Source organism: Lentibacter algarum (assembly GCF_040580765.1).
GTDB classification, from domain to species: Bacteria; Pseudomonadota; Alphaproteobacteria; order Rhodobacterales; family Rhodobacteraceae; genus Lentibacter; species Lentibacter algarum.
This window is the reverse complement of the sequence record NZ_CP158687.1, coordinates 567,053-586,926: the sequence shown is the minus strand read 5'-3', so window position 1 is coordinate 586,926 and position 19,874 is coordinate 567,053. Positions and strand designations below refer to the sequence as shown.

Genomic DNA, 19,874 nt, shown 5'->3' with positions numbered 1-19,874 from the left:
CGAAAGGATGAAAATGTCTCGCTCCAAGCTGGTTTATACCGCCCTCGCCGCAATCGCAATCATCGCTGCGCTTTTCGCGTTTGCACCCACAAATGCTGTGACAGGCGGCATCAGTCAGGCCACCCGAACAGCGGTCCAATCGCTTCAAACAGGCGACATGAAAAAACTGGTGGTGCATCCAAGCCCCCAAGCCGTGGCCACCGCGCCCTACGCAACAGCGACGGGAGACACAGCGACACTCGCCGCGCATAAAGGCAAAGTCGTTCTGCTGAACTTCTGGGCGACTTGGTGCGCCCCTTGTCGCAAAGAAATGCCCATGCTCTCGGAGCTTCAGACCGAACTCGGCGGCAGTGATTTCGAAGTCATCACGATCGCAACGGGCAAGAATGACCCAGCGGCCATGGCGCGCTTCTTCGCCGAGATTGGTATCAGCAACTTGCCTCTGCACACAGACGCTAATTCTGCAGTGGCGCGCGAAATGGGCGTCCTCGGCCTCCCTGCCACAGTTCTCATCGCACGTGACGGGACCGAAGTCGCCCGCCTTCTTGGCGATGCCGACTGGGCGTCTGACAGTGCCAAAAATATCCTAAAGGCTCTCATAGCCGCCAAAGACTAGTCCCGCTGCCCCCTTTTAAGGAACGCAACAATGTCTCTCACGCGCCGCGCCGTTATCATTACATCTCTTGCTTTCGCTGCTTCCCCTGCACTTGCGCGCACAGGCTTTGAAACATGGCTCAAAAAATTCCGCCGTAAGGCCACGCGTCTCGGTTTTTCCGAACGCACGCTGGACGCAAGCCTAAAGGGCGCAGAGTTCCTTCCAAAAGTCGTCGCAAACGATTCCCGTCAAGCCGAAGTGGCTAAGCCCTTACAAGATTACCTCGCTTCCGCCGCCTCTGGTGCACGGCTTTCAGGCGGGCAGAAGGCGCTCAGAAAATACAACAACACGCTCTCCAAGATTGAACGCACCTACGGCGTTGAGAAAGAAGTGCTCACAGCGATCTGGGGCATGGAGAGCGCCTATGGCGGCTTTCGCGGCAACCTACCCGTCTTTTCTACGCTTTCAACTCTTGCCTTTGAGGGTCGCCGGCGAGAGCTATTCGAGGCTGAGCTGATCGCAGCGCTTCAGATCGTTGAAGCGGGCCATGCCACGCCCGCCGAAATGCGCGGTAGCTTCGCAGGGGCGATGGGCCATACCCAGTTCATGCCCTCGACCTACCAACGCCATGCCCAAGACTTCGACGGCACAGGTCATGCTAACATCTGGGGCGATGATCCGACGGATGCATTGGCCTCCACAGCCCAACTACTCAAAGCCGAGGGCTGGCGGAAAGGCCAGCCTTGGGCTGTAGAAGTCACGCTTCCACGCGAGTTTGATCTCGCCCTCACTGGTCGTATCTTTCCGCGCAAGACACGTGACTGGCAACGCCTTGGCGTCACAACAGCAAGCAGCGGAAAGCTCGCCGATCACGGCAATGGCGCGCTGATCCTGCCCGCCGGCCCAGAAGGCCCCGTCTTCATGGTCTACAACAACTTCCACGTGATCAAAAAATACAACTACGCCGACAGCTACGCCATCGGCGTGGGGCATCTGTCTGATCGCCTTGCAGGGCGCGGCAAGATCCGCTCGGGCTTTCCCCAAAACCCCTGGGGAATGAGCACCCGCGAACGGCAAGCGCTACAACAACGCCTCAATGATCGTGGCTTTGCAGCGGGGAATCCAGACGGTGTCATCGGCGAAAAAGGCCGCGCCGCCATCCGCGCCTACGAGCAGTCTCGTGGGTTTCCTGTGACAGGCCTTCCAAGCAAAGCGTTGCTTGCGTCTCTCGGCTAGGACAGCGCCCAAAAACGGCGCATCTCGCCAGCACAATCTTTCGCATGAGATATCGGCGCCATATGCCCCGCCCCCGCAATCACAGCTGATTGCGCCTCAGGAATGCGCCGCGCAAGCCCCGCGTTGATAGTCTTAATCACATTGGGCGAGGTATCACCACGAACCAAAAGAACAGGCATTTGGAGCGACTGCAAACGCCCTTCCACAAGCATGCCAGCCGTATCGCCATACAAAGCGGGCGCCGCATCAGGGATTACTTCAATGCGCGAGGCCATATCGTCTTGGGTGTCTTTAGGCATCATATCCCAAGGCAAACCACCGCCCCATTCGCCGAGAAATTCTCTGGTTGCAGTATAGCGTCCTTCCTCTGCCAAAAGCGTTCTGAAAGCCTCCACACCGCTGAAAAACTCAGGATCATCCTGCAATGCGACCGCAAAAAAGACAGGCTCAATCAACACAAGACTGCGAACAAGCGCAGGAGCCTCGAGAGCCAGCCGCAAGGCAACCGTCGCCCCAAAGGAATGCCCGATTAGATCAACAGGCCCATCGCCGAGAAAGCTCTTCGCCACCTCGGTGCAGGCGTCGTGATAGCTCCCGTGCCCATCCCAGAAAGCACTGCGCCCATGGCTCAGAAAGTCAGGCGCAGCAAAGGTGAACTCTGTCTCAAAAGCCTTTGCAAGCCCCCGCCATGCGCCGCCATGTGCCAACGAACAATGCAACATCAGACCTGCGCGCGCGCCATGGCCTAAGTCGCGCGCGAAGACAGGATACCCCGCGCGCGTTTCCAAGCTCACAGATCGCCTGCGAGGTAGGCGTCCATATCGGCGAGGCGGTCTTGACCCCAGAACTTCTCACCGTCGTCCAGCACATAAAACGGCGCGCCAAAGACGCCCTTTTCAACAGCCTCTTCCAAGTTGCGCGCATAAGTTTCTGCGCCAAGGAGCATGCCGCTTGTTGTCAAACCGCGCTCAAACCCTGCCGCTTCAAGGCAGTCTTGGACGACGCTTTCATCACCGATGTCTTTCTCTTCGGCCCAGCAGGCGCGCAGAATTGAATGGGTCAGTTTCCCAAGATCACCACCACCTGCTTCTTGCGCTGCAATGATCGCATAGCTTGAGGGGGCTGGGTTCGTCGGCCAGAACGCGGGCTTAGGGAAAGTCATCGGAAGACCCGCTTTTTTGACCTGACGGCGCAGCTCCTGATTGCGATAATCCATCCGTGCTGGATGTCTATCAGCTGGTGCTGTGCCGCCTGTACGAGAAAAAAGTGCCATAATATCAAGCGGTTTATATACAACAGTCAGACCATGCTTCGCAGCAATCTCTTCAGCACGCAGGCCAGAGAGATAGGCCCAAGGGCTCAGCGTGGTAAAATAGTAGTTCATAGTTGCCATCGTGTTGCCTTCCGTTTTTATGTGCGCTTGCAGCCTTGCGGCCAAGTGCAACCTTTGCCAGACATGAGTTAGATGTTAAGCGGTGTCAACGTCACGATTCTGTCATGAATTCCCAAAGCCCAGAGGCCGCGCCACATGTCACTCACCAAAGAACCAAAACTCATCACAGGCAATTCAAACATGCCTTTGTCCTCTGCCATTGCACGGCGCATGTCGCTGCATCGTGGCGTGAGCCAAGGGCTGGTCGAAGCACGCGTAGAGCGGTTCAACGACGGAGAAATTTTCGTCGAAGTCTATGACAACGTGCGCGGCGAAGACATGTTCATTATCCAGAGCACCTCAAATCCCGCCAACGACAATCTTATGGAATTGTTGATCATGGCCGACGCTCTGCGCCGCTCTTCAGCACAACGCATCACAGCCGTGATCCCCTATTTCGGCTATGCTCGCCAAGACCGTCGTTCTAAAGCGCGCACCCCGATTTCAGCCAAGCTCGTGGCAAACATGCTCGTTGGAACTGGCATTGAACGTGTCCTGACTATGGACCTGCACGCCGCTCAAATTCAGGGCTTCTTTGATATCCCCGTAGACAACCTCTACGCCTCACCGATTTTCGCCCTTGATATCAAGCATCAGTTCAAAGACAATCTGGACGACATAATGGTTGTCTCACCCGATGTTGGCGGCGTCGCACGCGCGCGTGAGCTGGCCAAGCGGATCAACGCCCCTCTCTCAATCGTCGACAAACGCCGCGAAAAAGCCGGCGAAGTGGCCGAGATGACGGTAATCGGTGATGTAACTGGCAAGAAATGTTTTATCGTCGACGATATGGTTGATACAGCTGGTACGCTCTGCAAAGCCGCCGAAGTCCTCATGGAAAACGGTGCCTCAGAAGTCCACGCTTATATCACACATGGTGTGCTCTCAGGCCCCGCCTGCGAGCGGATCACCAATTCTGTCATGAAATCACTGGTGATCACCGATACCATCGCCGCGACAGAAGCTGTCAAGAAGACCCCAAACATCCGCGTTGTGCCCACAGCGCCAATGTTTGCCCAAGCGATCCTCAATATCTGGAACGGAACCTCTGTGAGTTCTCTTTTTGATACCGATATGCTTGAGCCGATCTACGAAGGCATGTTCTAACTTAGCGCGCTGGCGGGCTCTGGCCCGCCTGCCCTGCTTGGCTCAGTAGAGCTCCCAGTCGTCGTCGTTTGAGACAGGCCCGATGGCCATCCATCCCGCCCGAATACGCGCAATCTTTGTGTCGCCCCATGTGCGAAACACAAGGTCAAATCCTGTATCGGTGATGTTTTCAGCTTCAATGTCGGCGCGCACGTTGGTGTCGCTGTCCACGTCCCAAAGCGTTAGAGAACAATGTACGTTAGGTGGAGCGCTAAAGGCTTCGCGAAATATCACAGGTTTTACAATCTCGCGATTGCCCTTACCCGTCCACATTTCGCCACCGTCCTGAAAATGCTCAAAAATTACGTCATTTCCCTGCGCAATTCCGATTGCGCCGCCCAGTTTCTTCATCGTCTGCCTGCCTGCTCCTGATACATCAAATCTGGCACTGAAAACCCACAGGCAAAAAAAATGCCCCAACCTTTACAGGCTGAGGCATATCACTTTTTGCGTGCACTGCACAATATCAGACCATGTTTTGCATAAGCTCTTCAAGGTCTGCGAGCAGAAGCTCAGCCATGTCGCGGTTTTCAGGAGCCGCTGAGGCCGCTGCTGCTTTCGCAGCCGCAACGATTGGTTCCAGATCAGCCGCCGAGGCGTCCGCCAAAGGAATAGCTTTCTCTGCGAGCACAGAAAGCCCCTCTGGGTTGATCTCGGCAAAGCCGCCTGTGACCGCGAAGGACACATCGCCTTCAGGGCCACTCACGGCCAGAACACCTGGACGCAGCGTGGTGATCACAGGCGCGTGGTTCGGCATTGCCGTCATTTGCCCGTCTGCACCGGGGATCTGGACCGAGGCAACCTGCATAGAAGCAAGATTGCGCTCAGGGCTTACCAGATCAAATTGCATTGTCTCGGCCATTGATGCCTCCTTTAAGCAGCGTCAGCTGCCATTTTCTCGGCTTTTGCGATCACGTCAGAGATGCCGCCAACCATGTAGAAGGCGCCTTCTGGAAGGTGATCGTATTCACCAGCCACAACAGCTTTAAACGATGCGATTGTCTCTTCGAGCTGAACCTGAACACCGTCAGAGCCTGTGAAGACTTTGGCAACGTCGAATGGCTGGCTGAGGAAACGCTCGATCTTACGGGCGCGAGCAACAGTCATTTTGTCTTCTTCGCTCAATTCGTCCATGCCGAGAATCGCGATGATGTCTTGCAGGGATTTGTAGCGCTGAAGGATCTGCTGAACAGCCATAGCCACACCATAGTGCTCTTCACCAATGATCTGTGGATCGAGCAGGCGTGATGTTGAACCAAGTGGGTCAACCGCTGGGTAGATGCCTTTTTCCGAGATCGCACGGTCAAGAACCGTTGTCGCGTCAAGGTGAGCAAAGGATGTCGCAGGTGCAGGGTCGGTCAAGTCATCCGCAGGAACGTATACGGCCTGAACCGATGTAATCGAACCATTTTTAGTGGATGAAATGCGCTCTTGCATCTGGCCCATGTCTGTCGCCAGTGTTGGCTGGTAGCCAACCGCTGAAGGAATACGACCCAAGAGAGCCGAAACTTCCGAGCCCGCTTGTGTGAAGCGGAAGATGTTGTCGACAAAGAACAGAACGTCTGAGCCAGAGTCGTCGCGGAACTGCTCGGCGAGCGAAAGGCCCGTCAGAGCAACACGCATACGCGCACCGGGAGGCTCGTTCATCTGGCCGTAAACCAGAGCAATTTTTGACTCTGTGAGGTTGTCAGGAACGATAACGCCAGATTCGATCATCTCGTGGTAAAGGTCGTTACCTTCACGTGTCCGCTCACCAACGCCCGCGAACACAGATACACCTGAGTGCACTTTCGCGATATTGTTGATCAGTTCCATGATCAAAACTGTTTTACCAACACCCGCACCACCGAAGAGGCCGATCTTGCCGCCCTTCGTGTAAGGCGCGAGAAGGTCGATAACCTTGATACCTGTTGTCAGAATTTCAGTCGCTGTTGACTGCTCTTCAAACGCAGGCGCATCGCCATGGATTGAGCGTGTTTCGGTCGCATCAACTGGGCCCTTTTCGTCAACAGGCTCGCCTGTCACGTTCAGGATCCGGCCCAATGTGCCCTTACCAACAGGAACAGAAATCGGCTCGCCGAGGTCTGTCACTGCTTGGCCGCGCACGAGGCCTTCTGTTGCGTCCATAGCAATTGTGCGAACTGTGTTCTCGCCGAGGTGCTGAGCAACCTCAAGAACAAGGCGCTTGCCGTTGTTGTCTGTTTCAAGCGCGTCGAGAATCTTGGGCAGTGTATCTTCAAACTGCACGTCCACAACGGCGCCGATCACCTGGGTGATTTTGCCTTTTGCATTAGCCATTTTTCGTCTCCGGTTTCTTAGAGCGCCTCAGCGCCCGAGATAATCTCGATAAGCTCGTTCGTAATCACAGCCTGACGTGAGCGGTTATACTCAATTGTCAGATCTTCGATCATGTCGCCAGCGTTACGGGTTGCGTTGTCCATAGCAGACATACGCGCACCTTGTTCACTTGCGCCGTTCTCCAGCAGCGCCGCAAAAATTTGCGTCGCTACACCGCGTGGCAAGAGGTCTGCCAGGATTTGGTCCTGATCAGGCTCATAGTCATAGTCGGCACTCGCGCCAGCCGCGTCACCCTCAGGGGCGTCATAGCTGGCAGGAATAACCTGCAGTGCGGTCGGGATCTGGCTGATCACCGATTGGAACTGGCTGTAGAAGATTGTCGCCACATCAAACTCTGCCGCGTCAAAACGGCTGAGAAGGTCTGTCGCAACATCCTTGGCATTGTCGTAGCCAATTTTCTTCACTTCGCTCAGATCCACATGGGCAACCATGTGAGCTTGGTAATCCCGCTTCATCTGCTCGCGGCCTTTTTTGCCCACGGTCAGGATTTTCACGGTTTTGCCTTCGGCCAGAAGCGTCTGAGCGTGTTGTTTTGCCAGCTTAACGATGTTGGTGTTGAAGCCGCCGCAAAGCCCACGCTCGGACGTCATAACGACGAGCATGTGCACTTTGTTGTCGCCCGAGCCACGCAGCAAGATTGGTGCGCCCTCAGATGACCCTACAGAGGCCGCAAGCCCACCCAGAACAGCGTTGAAGCGTTCTGTGTAAGGCCGTGAGGCTTCGGCAGCTTCCTGTGCCCGCCGCAGTTTTGCGGCGGCCACCATTTGCATGGCCTTCGTGATCTTGCGGGTCGATTTGACCGACGCGATCCGATTTTTAAGGTCCTTGAGATTTGGCATTGCCCTATCTCCCCCTTATGCGAAGTCAGCGGCGAATGTGTCTAGCGCTGCTTTCAAACGGTCTGCGGCTTCGCCTTTGATCTTGGGATCGTCTTTTGTGATCCACTCGATGATGTCAGCGTGCTTTGAGTGCAGATGCTTGAGTAGGCCTGCTTCGTAGCGAGCAACATCTTTCACAGCGATTTTGTCGAGGTAGCCGTTTGTGCCTGCAAAGATAACACATACGATCTCGGCGTTCGACAGCGGTGAGTACTGTGGCTGCTTCATAAGCTCTGTGAGGCGTGCACCACGGTTCAGAAGCTGTTGCGTCGCCGCATCAAGGTCTGAGCCGAACTGGGCGAAGGCCGCCATCTCACGGTATTGCGCGAGAGAAAGCTTAACAGGGCCAGCAACAGAAGACATCGCAGATGTTTGCGCTGATGATCCAACACGAGAAACTGACAGACCTGTGTTCACAGCAGGGCGGATGCCTTGGTAGAACAGTTCTGTTTCAAGGAAGATCTGACCGTCGGTGATCGAGATCACGTTGGTTGGAATAAACGCCGAAACGTCGCCACCTTGAGTTTCAATGATCGGCAGAGCTGTCAAAGAGCCTGAGCCGTGGTCGGCGTTGAGCTTTGAAGAGCGCTCAAGCAGACGTGAGTGAAGATAGAAAACGTCACCAGGATAAGCTTCGCGGCCTGGTGGGCGACGGAGAAGAAGTGACATCTGGCGATAAGACACAGCTTGCTTTGAAAGGTCATCATAGATGATCAAAGCGTGCTTGCCGTTGTCGCGGAAATATTCTGCCATTGCCGTTGCAGCATAAGGCGCAAGGAACTGCAAAGGTGCAGGGTCAGACGCTGTCGCAGCAACAACGATTGAATACTCAAGCGCGCCGCTTTCTTCGAGCCGTTTCACCAGCTGCGCAACAGTCGAGCGCTTCTGGCCAACCGCAACATAGACGCAGTACAGCTTCTTGCTGTCGTCGTCGCCGGCTGCTTCGTTGTAAGACTTCTGGTTGAGGATCGCATCAAGCGCCACAGCCGTTTTACCTGTCTGACGGTCACCAATGATGAGCTCGCGCTGGCCACGGCCAATCGGGATCATCGCGTCAACAGACTTGAGGCCTGTCGCCATTGGCTCGTGAACAGACTGACGTGGAATAATGCCAGGTGCCTTGCTGTCCGCAATCGCGCGCAGCTTAGTTTTGATCGGGCCTTTGCCGTCAATCGGGTTGCCGAGGCCGTCAACCACGCGACCGAGAAGCTCGGGGCCGGCTGGAACGTCCACGATCGCTTTCGTGCGCTTGACTGTGTCACCTTCTTTGATGTCACGGTCAGAACCGAAAATAACAACACCAACGTTATCGGTTTCGAGGTTGAGGGCCATGCCCATAATCCCACCAGGGAATTCAACCATCTCACCGGCTTGGATGTTGTCCAGACCATAAACACGGGCGATACCATCGCCAACGCTGAGAACTTGACCGACTTCAGCAACTTCGGCTTCTTTGCCAAAGTTCTTGATCTGGTCCTTCAGGATCGCAGAAATTTCTGCTGCTTGGATACCCATTTATCCGACCTCTTTCATTGCATTCTGGAGGGAGCTGAGCTTCGAGCGGATCGACGTATCGATCATTTTCGAGCCCACCTTGACGACAAGACCGCCGATGAGGGTTTCATCAACGGTCGCATTGATAGTTACAGTCTTCCCAAAGCGCTCTTTCAGCGTCTTAGCAAGCTTGTCTGCTTGGCCTTTCGTCAGAGCCTTGGCACTGACCACATCAGCCGAAACTTCACCCTTGTCTTGCGCAATCGCAGCGCGCAGAGCGCGTACGAGCTGAGGCAAGACAAACAAACGACGCTTAGCAGCCATCAGGCTGAGCGTATTTGTCATCATTGGGGAAAGCTTCATTTTTTTAGCGAGCGCAGCAACAGCAGCGCCCTGCTCGTCACGGCTATAAACCGGACTCATAATGAGATTGTTAAAATCGGCGCTGTCAGTCAGCGCCCCTTCCAAGCTGTTAAGGTCACCCTCAACGGCTGTGAGCTTTTTCGTTTCCTTGGCCAGGTCAAATACGGCCGTGGCATAGCGTGCAGCAATGCCGGAAGAGATCGAAGCTGGTTCGGACACGTCAACCCTTTCGATTTTTTGGCCCCGTGATCCGCAATGCGCTCGAATTTGCACATAGCTCACTTGGGGGCGTTTTTACCCTGAGATTTCCCAAAGCTGCTAAATCGAGGCGGGTGTAGCAGAGCATTCCATTTGCGGCAACCTGCTAGCGCATTTTTCAGTATACCATAAAATACAATTAATTCAGAACCTTAGCAAAACTGCGACCGTTTGCGCATGCAAATATCACCAATTCGGTCGGGTTTTTAATGATTCAGGCCACGAAAGTTAACGCTATCACAACAGAATCCCTCGAAACGACCTTCAAGCAGGCAGCCCTTCAGGCATCGGTTGAAGCACAAACGAGGGCTTGCGCACCCTTTGGCTCAGCCCGGGTCGTGTCGGCGCAGGAATCTGCTTTGTCACCTCAACCATAAGCACACCTCCCCCTGCAATCAGTGGCAACCCGTGTCCAAGTTTCTCCCAAAAGCCAGCCGTCTTGCGCCAGAAGCGTTTCTCACTCGGCGGCTGGTAAAGAGCAGTCTGGCTATGCTCGGTCTTAAAGCCCCAAAGCTTCAACTGCTGATCGAGCTGGCCCATCGTGAAGGGCCGGCCATAGCCAAAAGGCGTGCGGTCATTGCGGCTCCAAAGCCCAGCGCGGTTGGGGACGATAAAAAGCGCACGCCCTCCGGGGCCAAGCACCCGATAGCATTCTTCCAGAACATGTGTGGGCCACTCACTGGTCTCAAGCCCGTGCATCACAACCAGCCTGTCCACATGCCCCGTCTCGATCGGCCAATGGGTCTCCTCGCACAGAACACTCACATTGGGCTGCCCCGCAGGCCAAGGCATTACGCCCTGTGGTCCTGGCATAAGGCAACTCACTCGCCGCGCTTGCCCAAGATACGGCCGCAACAAGGGCGCAGCAAAACCAAAACCTACAACCGTTTGCCCCTTGGCCTCTGGCCAGAGCGTGAGCATCTGGTCTCGGATCACCTTTTGCGCCGCTCGGCCCAAGGTGCTGCGGTAGTAGAAATTTCTCAGATCTTTCACGTCAAGATGCATGGACGCCGCCGCCTGTATCCGTCACTCTGAGGTCAACATAACAATGATCCGTGGAAATGCTATGCCCCTTGAGCTGCTCACCATCCCCTGCCTGTCTGACAACTACGCCTTTCTTTTGGTAAATGCGGCAGGCGAAGCCGCCCTCGTTGATGCGCCCGAAGCCGCGCCGATCAATGCAGCGCTCGCAGCACGGGACCTTACATTAACAACCATTTTGCTCACCCATCATCACTGGGACCACGTTGAAGGGCTTGACGGTCTGAATACAGCGCTTGCTCCCCGCGTCATTGGTGCCAAAGCCGATGCCCACCGCCTGCCGCCTCTCACGGAAGAGGTCTCCGAAGGAGGGCGCATCACCGTTCTGGGCGAAGAGGTTGATATCCTCGATGTCTCAGGCCACACAATCGGCCACATCGCATTTTACTTTCCCGCCTCGGGCTTTGTCTTTACAGGCGATAGCCTAATGGCCTTTGGTTGCGGCCGCCTTTTTGAAGGCACGCCAGACCAGATGTATCATAGCCTCGCCAAGCTTGCGGCCCTACCCGACGACACTCTTGTCTGTTCAGGCCACGAATACACATCCTCAAACGCCCGCTTCGCAGCATCGGTCATGCCAGACGTTCCCGCCATCGCCAGCCGCAGCGCCGAAACAGACCGGCTTCGCCGTGCTGACCAGTTTACTGTGCCATCAACACTCGCGTTGGAAAAAGCGACCAATCCCTTCATGCTCGCGACTGACGCTAAGTCATTCGCTGCCTTGCGGGCCCAAAAAGACGTATTTTAGGCCGATCACCGCTTCGTGACACGAAATATAGTGCCTTTTTTCCAGAAAAGCCTTGAAGCCAGCGTCATATCGACCAAACTTTAACTTAAGAGCGCGAAGGTTCTCATCAAGGGCCCAGACACGTCGGTGAACCAACTCAAAAGGAGCACGAGAGCAGTGCCATCATTTTCGAACACACTCGAGCAAGCAATCCACGCAGCTTTGGCCACAGCCAACAGCAAACGTCATGAGTTCGCCACACTAGAGCATCTGCTCCTCGCCCTTCTCGATGAGCCGGACGCCTACCGCGTCCTTCAAGCCTGCTCAGTGAACACCGACGAGCTGCGTCAGAGTCTTGTCGAATTTGTCGAGGAAGATCTCGCCAACCTGATTACCGACATCGAAGGATCCGAGGCCGTTCCGACAGCCGCCTTCCAGCGTGTGATCCAGCGCGCGGCCATTCATGTCCAAAGCTCAGGCCGCAATGAAGTGACAGGCGCAAACGTCCTCGTCGCGATTTTTGCGGAACGCGAAAGCAATGCCGCCTACTTCCTGCAAGAACAAGACATGACACGCTATGACGCGGTCAACTTTATCGCCCACGGAGTTGCCAAAGACCCTGCGTTTGGAGAAGCTCGTCCACTCACTGGTGCAGAAGAAGAGGAGCGCCAAGACGCTTCGCCTGATGCCAAACCAGAAGACGAAAGCGCGCTCAGCAAATACTGCGTCGACCTCAACGCAAAGGCGCGCAAAGGCGAGATTGATCCGCTCATCGGCCGCGACAGCGAAGTCGAGCGCTGCATTCAGGTGCTTTGCCGCCGCCGCAAGAACAACCCGCTTCTTGTCGGCGATCCCGGCGTTGGCAAAACGGCGATCGCCGAAGGCCTCGCCAACCAGATCGTCAATGGCGAAACGCCCGAGATTTTGTCAAAGACCACAATCTACTCGCTCGACATGGGCGCGCTCCTCGCAGGCACTCGGTACCGAGGTGATTTTGAGGAGCGTCTGAAAGCCGTTGTAAAAGAGCTCGAGGACCATGACGACGCTGTGCTCTTCATCGACGAAATTCACACAGTCATCGGCGCAGGTGCAACTTCAGGCGGTGCAATGGACGCCTCCAACCTGCTCAAGCCCGCCCTCGCAGGCGGCAAGCTGCGCACCATGGGCTCCACAACTTATAAAGAGTTCCGCCAACATTTTGAGAAAGATCGCGCCCTCTCACGCCGCTTCCAAAAGATCGACGTAAACGAACCCTCCGTGGAAGACGCCATCAAAATTCTACGTGGCATCAAGCCCTATTTCGAGGAGCACCATGGCGTCAAATACACCAACGACGCGATCAAAACCTCTGTGGAACTTGCTGCACGCTACATCAACGACCGCAAGCTCCCTGACAGCGCAATTGACGTGATCGACGAAGCGGGCGCCGCCCAGCACCTCCTCAAATCAGCCAAACGTCGCAAGACAATCGGCACAAAAGAAGTTGAGGCCGTGGTCGCCAAAATTGCACGCATTCCGCCGAAGAACGTCTCCAAAGACGACGGCGCTGTGCTTAAAGACCTCGAGAAGTCTCTCAAACGCGTGGTCTTCGGCCAAGATGAGGCGATCGACGCGCTCTCCTCAGCGATCAAACTTTCCCGAGCAGGTTTGCGAGAGCCTGAGAAACCCATCGGCAACTATCTCTTCGCAGGGCCAACAGGTGTCGGCAAAACCGAAGTGGCCAAACAGCTCGCTGATGTCCTGGGCGTCGAGCTTCTGCGCTTTGATATGTCCGAGTATATGGAGAAACATGCGGTCTCCCGCCTTATCGGCGCCCCTCCCGGCTATGTTGGTTTTGACCAGGGCGGCTTGCTCACAGACGGTGTCGATCAGCACCCGCACTGTGTGCTGCTGCTTGACGAAATGGAAAAGGCCCACCCCGATGTCTACAACATCCTCTTGCAGGTGATGGACAACGGCGAGCTAACAGACCACAACGGCCGCACCGTGAGCTTCCGCAATGTTGTCTTGATCATGACATCAAACGCAGGCGCGTCGGAGCAAGCGAAGGAAGCTGTTGGCTTTGGCCGTGACCGCCGCACAGGAGAAGACACCGCCGCCATCGAGCGCACCTTTACACCTGAGTTCCGCAACCGTCTTGACGCCGTGATCAGCTTTGCACCGCTCAGCAAGACCGTCATCTCCAAAGTGGTTGAGAAGTTCGTGCTTCAGCTGGAAGCCCAGCTCATGGACCGCAATGTGACATTTGAACTGACCAATGCTGCTGCCGAATGGCTCGGCGATAAAGGCTATGATGACAAGATGGGTGCACGCCCCCTTGCCCGCGTCATTCAAGAGCACATCAAGAAGCCACTTGCTGAAGAACTACTCTTTGGCACTCTGGCCAAAGGCGGCGTGGTCAAAGTCGGCGTAAAAGACGGCAAGCTTGATTTGCGCATCGAAGGCCCCGACAAGCCCCGCCTCTCGGGAACAAAGCCACCTCTTTTGACGGCTGAATAGATCATGTGGCGGCGAGGCTCTCTTCTGGGCCTTGCCGCCCTTTTTGCTAGCCCAGCGTTGGCTGAGGCCCCCCTCTTTGCCCTCCCTTTAGACTGCAGCTTGGGTGAGACTTGCTACATCCAGAACTTTGTCGACACTCTCCCTGCCGAAGGTCGCGTGTCAGACTTCGCCTGTGGACCGCTCAGCTATGACGGCCACAAAGGTACAGACTTCGCCCTGCTCAACCGCGCACAAATGGCGACAGGCGTAACAGTGACAGCCGCAGCCGATGGCGTGGTACGCGGGACACGTGACGAGATGCCAGACACCGGCCTCAGCTCAGCGACCGAAGCGATGATTGCAGGTCGCGAGTGTGGCAACGGATTGGTAATTGATCATGGCGATGGTTGGGTGAGCCAGTATTGTCATATGAAGCTCGGCTCGATCACGGTCAGCAAAGGTCAGACGGTTAAAGTAGGCGATCCACTCGGTCAGGTCGGCTTATCGGGACGCAGCGAGTTTCCCCATTTGCACTTTACTGTGCGCCAAGGCGAGAGGGTGATTGACCCGTTTGATCCCGAGGACACAGCCACCTGCGGCGCCGCAGATCAGACCCTCTGGGCCGAGACGCCCGCCTATGTGGCAGGCGGGCTCATTGGCCTTGGCTTTGCGAGCACAGTTCCCGAATTTGACAACATCAAAGCTGGCACAGCCCATAAGGCCTCGCTCTCGCGCGATGCGGGTGCGCTTGTCCTTTGGGCCTATATGTTTGGAACTCGGAGTGGCGACAGCCTACGCCTTGTCATCAGCGGTCCTGAAGGGTTCTCATTTGAGCACGACACCACGCTCGAAAAGACCCAAGCCCTGAGCTTTCGCGCTGCTGGCAAGCGCCTGCGCACTGAAAGCTGGCCAATTGGCGCCTATCAGGGCCTCGCCACACTCACCCGCAAAGGCAAGATCATCGGCACAGAAGCGATCAGCCTCCAGATAGCGCCCTAAAGGCTGCCTTATACTGTCAGTGTGAAAAACATTCGTCGGAAAGGAAACAGAACAGTGCCGTCCTCTGCGCGCGGGTAGGCTTTCTCCATCACCTGCTCATACCGCTGCACAAGCATCGCTTGCTCTTCCGCATCAAGCACCTCCAGAATAGGGCGCGCATAGGTGCTCTCAGTAAAGCGGCGCACAGGATGGCCTGCCTCGTCCGCTCCAAGCCGCTGGTAATACTCCGTTTCCCAGATCGACACGTCCCCAAGTTTGGAAAGCATCGCATGGTACTGGCTCGGTAATAGCACAGAAGGCCCCGCCTCAAAGTCGACCCGTTGCGGGAAAAATTCTTCCGCCAAACTGCCCCAGACACGATGCGAGGGCGCATTGTTTTGATGGGGCATCTGAACGGCAAGTGTCCCGCCCTTGCCCAGCATCCCCGCAAGGCGCGGCATCAACTCTTCATGTCCCTTCAGCCAATGAAGGGCAGCGTTTGAGTAAATCAGCCCTGCGCCTTGCGCGCTCCAGCTGGCTATATCCGCTTCATCCAGTCGTCCGTAAGTCCCTGTCTCTTCGGCCTGTGCGAGCATCGCAGGCGACGCGTCTACGCCCACAACAGAATGGCCCAGAAAGCGCTCTTTCAATCGGGGGCCCATCGCTCCATTGCCGCAGCCGAGGTCAATCACATCTCCCCCGCCGACAGACCGAACAGCCAGAAGCAAATCTAGCGCAGGGCGCAAACGCAAATCCCGAAACCTTGAATAGGCCTCGGGATTCCAGTCTCGTTTTTGCGCTGATGCACTCATGCGGTGGGCTCAGGTTCCATGTCGCCATCGCTGGCTTTGGGCTTGGCCTTGGCGCGAGGCTTGGTCTTTGGGATCGCCGTGACAGAGCCTTTATCCGTCGGTTCATCCTCCTCGTCGTCGCCCTTATGTGGCGGCTCGCCGCGCATCACCCGCTCAATCTCCGCGCCAGTCAGCGTTTCATACTCAAGCAGGCCTTCCGCAAGACTTTCCCATCCGGCCTTATTGTCCATGATGATCTTATGTGCGTCTTCATAGCCTTGGTCGATGATGCGCTTAACCTCTTCCTCGATCAGCTCTTTGGTATGCGCTGAAATAGAGAACCCGCCCGCGCCGCCACCGCCGCGGAAAGCTTCGGCTGCTTCTTGGTAGTCGATATTGCCGACCTTGTCAGACATGCCCCAGCGCATCACCATCGCCCGCGCCAAAGCACTGGCTTGCATAATGTCGCCTGACGGGCCGTTGCTCACTGCATCCTCACCGTACTTAATGATCTCTGCAGCTTTGCCCGCCATGGTCATGGCGATTTTCTGGGTCAATTCATCCTTGAAGTAATTCAGCTGGTCCATTTCTGGCAAGCTCATCACCATTCCGAGCGCTTGGCCGCGTGGAATAATCGTCGCTTTGTAAACTGGGTCACATTTTGGCAGCGTCATACCGACAATGGCGTGGCCCGCTTCATGATAGGCAGTCATTTCCTTCTGCGCAGGCGTCATAACCATGGAGCGGCGCTCAGCACCCATCATAATTTTGTCTTTCGCCTGCTCAAAGTCAGCCATAGCGACAAAGCGGCGCCCGACACGGGCCGCCATGAGCGCAGCTTCGTTCACAAGATTGGCAAGGTCCGCACCCGAAAAGCCAGGCGTCCCACGCGCGATAATGCGCAGGTCGACATCTGGGCCAAGCGGGCTTTTGCGCGCATGGACACCAAGAATTTTCTCACGACCTTTAATGTCTGGGTTAGGCACAGTTACGTTGCGGTCAAAACGACCAGGACGCAGCAGCGCTGGATCAAGCACATCTTTGCGGTTTGTCGCAGCCAAGATGATAACACCTTCATTGGCTTCAAACCCGTCCATCTCAACAAGGAGCTGGTTGAGCGTCTGCTCGCGCTCATCGTTGCCGCCGCCATAGCCAGCACCACGGTGGCGGCCAACGGCGTCGATCTCATCAATAAACACAATACAGGGAGCGTTCTTTTTGGCTTGGTCAAACATGTCTCGAACGCGGCTCGCGCCGACGCCGACAAACATCTCAACAAAGTCAGAGCCTGAAATGGTAAAAAACGGAACGCCCGCTTCGCCTGCAATCGCGCGCGCCAAAAGCGTCTTACCCGTGCCGGGAGGGCCAACAAGCAAAGCACCTTTAGGGATTTTGCCGCCCAAACGCGAGAACTTCTGCGGGTTCCGCAAAAACTCGACAATCTCTTCAAGCTCTTCCTTGGCTTCGTCAATACCAGCCACATCGTCAAATGTCACACGGCCAGACTTTTCAGTCAGCATTTTGGCCTTGGATTTCCCAAAACCCATCGCGCCGCCTTTGCCACCGCCTTGCATACGGTTCATGAAGTAAATCCACACACCGATCAAAAGCAGGAAGGGCAGCAAGCTCAGAAGAAATGACTGGAAGCCAGAAGTCTGCTGCGGCTTGGCCGTCAGAGGAACGTTATTCTCGATCAAAAGGTCAGTCACAGCGGCGTCCTCGGGCTTGACCGTTGCGTAGACTTTATTGTCCGACCCAACAAAGCGCACGTTCTCCCCGTCAATCGTCGCCTCTTGCACAGCACCGTCCTGCACCGCCTGCACAAACTCCGAATAGGAGCGAGCAGAGCTCGGCTGCGCCGTGTTGGACCCGCTGAAGAGATTGAACAGCATAAGGATCATAACAAAGAGGATGACCCAAAAAGCGATGTTTCGTGTATTGCCCAAGAAAAGCTCTCCCAAATGAGGTGGCGCATGTGTTTCGTCGTGTTACAGACTAAAATAGAGATCAACGCAACATCTTCAACGGCAGAAGCCGATTAAGATCAGCAAAAGGTGCTGCAACGCCCCGTCATTTTCCTAAATAGGGCGGGGGAACCTTAAAATTTAGTTTAAATGCGTCGCCAAACGCCAAGGATGGGGCGGCGAAAAGCCGCGCGCCCTGCCAGAGGGAAGGTGTCGCCAAAAGCGCCTCGCGCGGCAAGCCTTGCGCCCGCCAGTCCTTAACGGCGGCAAGCCCTTCGGCTCCCAAAGCGCGGATTTCCAGATCTTTAGGCCCATGCCCTAAGAGCGTTAGCTCGTCCCAACTGTCACCAACTGACTTAAGCCCAGTCACAGCCGCCGCTTCGCGCGCCACGATCACACGGCCTTTATGCGCCACAAGCACGCAGCCATTTAATGTCGTTTGCTTGCCTGCAAGCGCGTGCGCCACAGCGCTGGCCAAAGCCCCTCGGCGTGGCGGATAAACGCTCCGCCCTTGCCACGCCGTCCAAGCGCTCATCAAGCGCTGCGTGATTTCCTCAGGCAGCGCCGCAAGAGCGGCTCCATCAATCACAATATTGCGCCCCTGTAGCTTCGCCACCTGTTCCGCCGCATTGGCAGTCATCGCCTCAAGCGCCGCATCGGCCTGCGCCAGCCGTGCCGCTGTCTCCGCGATCCGAGCCGTTGGCAGCCCAACGTCTGCCAACACCTGCCGCATCTTCACGCGGTCATAAGACGGATCAGCATTGGAAGCATCTTCGGCCCAGCTCTGCCCCGCAGCCCGTAGATAGTCTCGCAGTTCGGCTCGCGACATCGAAAGCAACGGACGCGCCCAACCAAGCCCTTCTGCCTGCCACTGTCCCTGCATCTGCGCGAGTCCTTTAAGGCCAGAACCGCGCGCAATACGCATCAAAAACGTCTCTGCCACATCGTCTTGCGTATGGCCAACAAGCACAGTGCCAAGACCCCGCCGTTTGGCCCAGTCTGTTAGGGCGCCATAGCGCCCTGCGCGAGCCTCGGCCTGAAGGTTGCCTGCCCCGCTCCAGCGCCAGTCCAAAATCTCATGTACAACATCAAGTTTCGAGCAGGCATCCGCCACAAGTGCACATTCAGCCGCCGCCTCAGGCCTCAAGCCATGATTGACAGTCGCGCAAAAAAGCGGGCCAACGCCCGCTTCTGCAGCCAAATGTAAAAGCGCTAGGGAGTCACTACCCCCAGACACCGCAAGCCCCAAGGGCCGCGTCGCGCCTTCAAGAGCCGTCTCAAACCGCGCAATAAGTGTCACGAACAGCCAAGTCTGCTGCGTTCGGCCTCGGCCTTGCTGGCAGGCTCCCCGCCCGGAAAGCGCACAGAGACTTCCGCAAGCGTCTTGCAGGCCTCAGCTGTCTGACCGAGACGCCCCAACCCGTTGCCAAGTCGATAAAGGGCTTCTGGCGCATCCTCGCCCGTCGGCTCGCGGCGAAACGCATCCAGATAAGCCCGCGAAGCGCCTGTCATGTCGCCTTGGCCTTCAAGAGCCGCGCCATAGGCCAAAGCCGCTTTGGTCGCCACGGGCGAGCCGGGGTATGTCTCATTAAATGACTTGAGGCGCGCTGCCGCATCAGCAAACTCTCCCGCCTCTAGCGCTTTTCGCGCCGCCGCAAAATCGGCTGCTTCTCCCACAGCCAATTCCGCGGTAGGCTCGCTGCTTGGTGAAGCTATCGGAGATGCTACAGCCACTTGGCCTTCGGGCAGATCCCCACCCAAAGTGCTGGTCTGGCCGAGCGTGCTCACGTCGCCGCCCTCAAGCTCCACAAGGCGGAACTCAAGATCAGCAACCCGCCGTGTCCCATCTTGCGCAACCGCCTCGACACGCAAGCTGAGCTCTTCTGTACGCGCGGTCAGGCGGCGCAGCTCGTTCTCAATAGCATCTACACGCTCGAGCACAGACCCACTCACAGTAGCCGTTCCCATTGTACCGGTTGTCGAAAGCTCGCGTGTCAGCTTTTGCATCTCCACACTAAGCACCGTCAGTTCCTGCCGAATATCCGCCAGCGTTTCGCTATCCTGAGCATGGGCCACGCCCACACTCAGAGAAATAGCACAGAGAACGAAGAAAAAACGGCGCATAGAGAAATCCT

Annotated in this window: 19 protein-coding genes; 6 read left to right on the top strand and 13 right to left on the bottom strand. The window is 56.2% G+C overall.

What is annotated here, in order from left to right; genetic code table 11:
- Window positions 1-7: 7 nt before the first annotated feature.
- On the top strand, window positions 8-616 hold the full coding sequence (locus tag DSM117340_RS02905) for a TlpA disulfide reductase family protein (protein ID WP_089887712.1): 609 nt from the start codon (window positions 8-10) through the stop codon (window positions 614-616).
- Window positions 617-646: 30 nt separating this feature from the next.
- Window positions 647-1,831, top strand: a complete 1,185-nt coding sequence (locus DSM117340_RS02900; protein ID WP_089887710.1) for a lytic murein transglycosylase — start codon at window positions 647-649, stop codon at window positions 1,829-1,831.
- Here DSM117340_RS02900 and DSM117340_RS02895 read toward each other — a convergent pair.
- Both DSM117340_RS02895 and DSM117340_RS02890 read right to left on the bottom strand, forming a co-directional pair.
- Window positions 1,828-2,625, bottom strand: coding sequence for an alpha/beta hydrolase (locus DSM117340_RS02895; protein WP_245724343.1), 798 nt, complete (start codon window positions 2,623-2,625; stop codon window positions 1,828-1,830). The genes DSM117340_RS02900 and DSM117340_RS02895 overlap by 4 nt on opposite strands.
- Window positions 2,622-3,224, bottom strand: coding sequence for a 2-hydroxychromene-2-carboxylate isomerase (locus DSM117340_RS02890; RefSeq protein WP_089887709.1), 603 nt, complete (start codon window positions 3,222-3,224; stop codon window positions 2,622-2,624). Before DSM117340_RS02890 ends, DSM117340_RS02895 begins: the two co-directional genes overlap by 4 nt.
- Window positions 3,225-3,359: 135 nt before the next feature.
- On the opposite strand from DSM117340_RS02890, the gene DSM117340_RS02885 reads away from it, so the two are divergent.
- On the top strand, window positions 3,360-4,370 hold the full coding sequence (locus DSM117340_RS02885) for a ribose-phosphate pyrophosphokinase (protein ID WP_089887707.1): 1,011 nt from the start codon (window positions 3,360-3,362) through the stop codon (window positions 4,368-4,370).
- Window positions 4,371-4,412: 42 nt separating this feature from the next.
- On the opposite strand, the gene DSM117340_RS02880 is transcribed toward DSM117340_RS02885, so the two are convergent.
- The 7 genes from DSM117340_RS02880 to DSM117340_RS02850 all read right to left on the bottom strand — a co-directional run bounded on the left by DSM117340_RS02880 (window position 4,413) and on the right by DSM117340_RS02850 (window position 10,765).
- The gene (locus tag DSM117340_RS02880) at window positions 4,413-4,760 is read right to left on the bottom strand and encodes an H-type lectin domain-containing protein (RefSeq protein ID WP_089887706.1); all 348 of its coding nucleotides are present in this window, start codon (window positions 4,758-4,760) and stop codon (window positions 4,413-4,415) included.
- A gap of 115 nt (window positions 4,761-4,875) precedes the next feature.
- Complete coding sequence (locus DSM117340_RS02875) at window positions 4,876-5,271, bottom strand: F0F1 ATP synthase subunit epsilon (protein WP_089887704.1); 396 nt, start codon at window positions 5,269-5,271, stop codon at window positions 4,876-4,878.
- A gap of 11 nt (window positions 5,272-5,282) precedes the next feature.
- On the bottom strand, window positions 5,283-6,707 hold the full coding sequence (gene atpD, locus DSM117340_RS02870; protein WP_089887703.1) for a F0F1 ATP synthase subunit beta: 1,425 nt from the start codon (window positions 6,705-6,707) through the stop codon (window positions 5,283-5,285).
- Between the two features lie 17 nt (window positions 6,708-6,724).
- Window positions 6,725-7,606, bottom strand: coding sequence for a F0F1 ATP synthase subunit gamma (locus DSM117340_RS02865; RefSeq protein WP_089887701.1), 882 nt, complete (start codon window positions 7,604-7,606; stop codon window positions 6,725-6,727).
- Between the two features lie 15 nt (window positions 7,607-7,621).
- Window positions 7,622-9,160, bottom strand: coding sequence for a F0F1 ATP synthase subunit alpha (gene atpA / locus DSM117340_RS02860; protein ID WP_089887699.1), 1,539 nt, complete (start codon window positions 9,158-9,160; stop codon window positions 7,622-7,624).
- Window positions 9,161-9,721, bottom strand: a complete 561-nt coding sequence (locus tag DSM117340_RS02855; RefSeq protein WP_089887698.1) for a F0F1 ATP synthase subunit delta — start codon at window positions 9,719-9,721, stop codon at window positions 9,161-9,163.
- Window positions 9,722-10,024: 303 nt separating this feature from the next.
- Entirely contained in the window at window positions 10,025-10,765 is a 741-nt protein-coding gene (locus DSM117340_RS02850) for a class I SAM-dependent methyltransferase (RefSeq protein ID WP_089887696.1), read from the bottom strand.
- Window positions 10,766-10,826: 61 nt separating this feature from the next.
- On the opposite strand from DSM117340_RS02850, the gene gloB reads away from it, so the two are divergent.
- From gloB to DSM117340_RS02835, 3 genes are all read left to right on the top strand, one after another.
- Window positions 10,827-11,549, top strand: coding sequence for a hydroxyacylglutathione hydrolase (gene gloB, locus DSM117340_RS02845; RefSeq protein ID WP_089888925.1), 723 nt, complete (start codon window positions 10,827-10,829; stop codon window positions 11,547-11,549).
- Window positions 11,550-11,705: 156 nt separating this feature from the next.
- On the top strand, window positions 11,706-14,027 hold the full coding sequence (clpA, locus tag DSM117340_RS02840) for an ATP-dependent Clp protease ATP-binding subunit ClpA (protein WP_089887695.1): 2,322 nt from the start codon (window positions 11,706-11,708) through the stop codon (window positions 14,025-14,027).
- Window positions 14,028-14,126: 99 nt separating this feature from the next.
- Window positions 14,127-15,005 (top strand): M23 family metallopeptidase, encoded by an 879-nt coding sequence (locus tag DSM117340_RS02835; RefSeq protein WP_245724342.1) that lies wholly within the window; start codon window positions 14,127-14,129, stop codon window positions 15,003-15,005.
- An 8-nt stretch (window positions 15,006-15,013) separates the two neighbouring features.
- Here DSM117340_RS02835 and DSM117340_RS02830 read toward each other — a convergent pair whose 3' ends face one another.
- The 4 genes from DSM117340_RS02830 to ybgF form a co-directional block, all read right to left on the bottom strand.
- Window positions 15,014-15,796 carry a methyltransferase domain-containing protein gene (locus DSM117340_RS02830; RefSeq protein WP_089887691.1) on the bottom strand — a complete coding sequence of 261 codons (783 nt, stop codon included), beginning with the start codon at window positions 15,794-15,796 and terminating at the stop codon, window positions 15,014-15,016.
- The gene (gene ftsH / locus DSM117340_RS02825; protein WP_089887690.1) at window positions 15,793-17,721 is read right to left on the bottom strand and encodes an ATP-dependent zinc metalloprotease FtsH; all 1,929 of its coding nucleotides are present in this window, start codon (window positions 17,719-17,721) and stop codon (window positions 15,793-15,795) included. Before ftsH ends, DSM117340_RS02830 begins: the two co-directional genes overlap by 4 nt.
- Window positions 17,722-17,845: 124 nt before the next feature.
- Window positions 17,846-19,039: a tRNA lysidine(34) synthetase TilS gene (tilS, locus tag DSM117340_RS02820; protein ID WP_177170609.1), complete on the bottom strand. Its 1,194-nt coding sequence runs from the start codon at window positions 19,037-19,039 to the stop codon at window positions 17,846-17,848.
- A complete protein-coding gene (gene ybgF / locus DSM117340_RS02815) occupies window positions 19,036-19,863 on the bottom strand; it encodes a tol-pal system protein YbgF (RefSeq protein ID WP_089887686.1) in 828 nt (275 codons plus the stop codon). Before ybgF ends, tilS begins: the two co-directional genes overlap by 4 nt.
- Window positions 19,864-19,874: the final 11 nt, after the last annotated feature.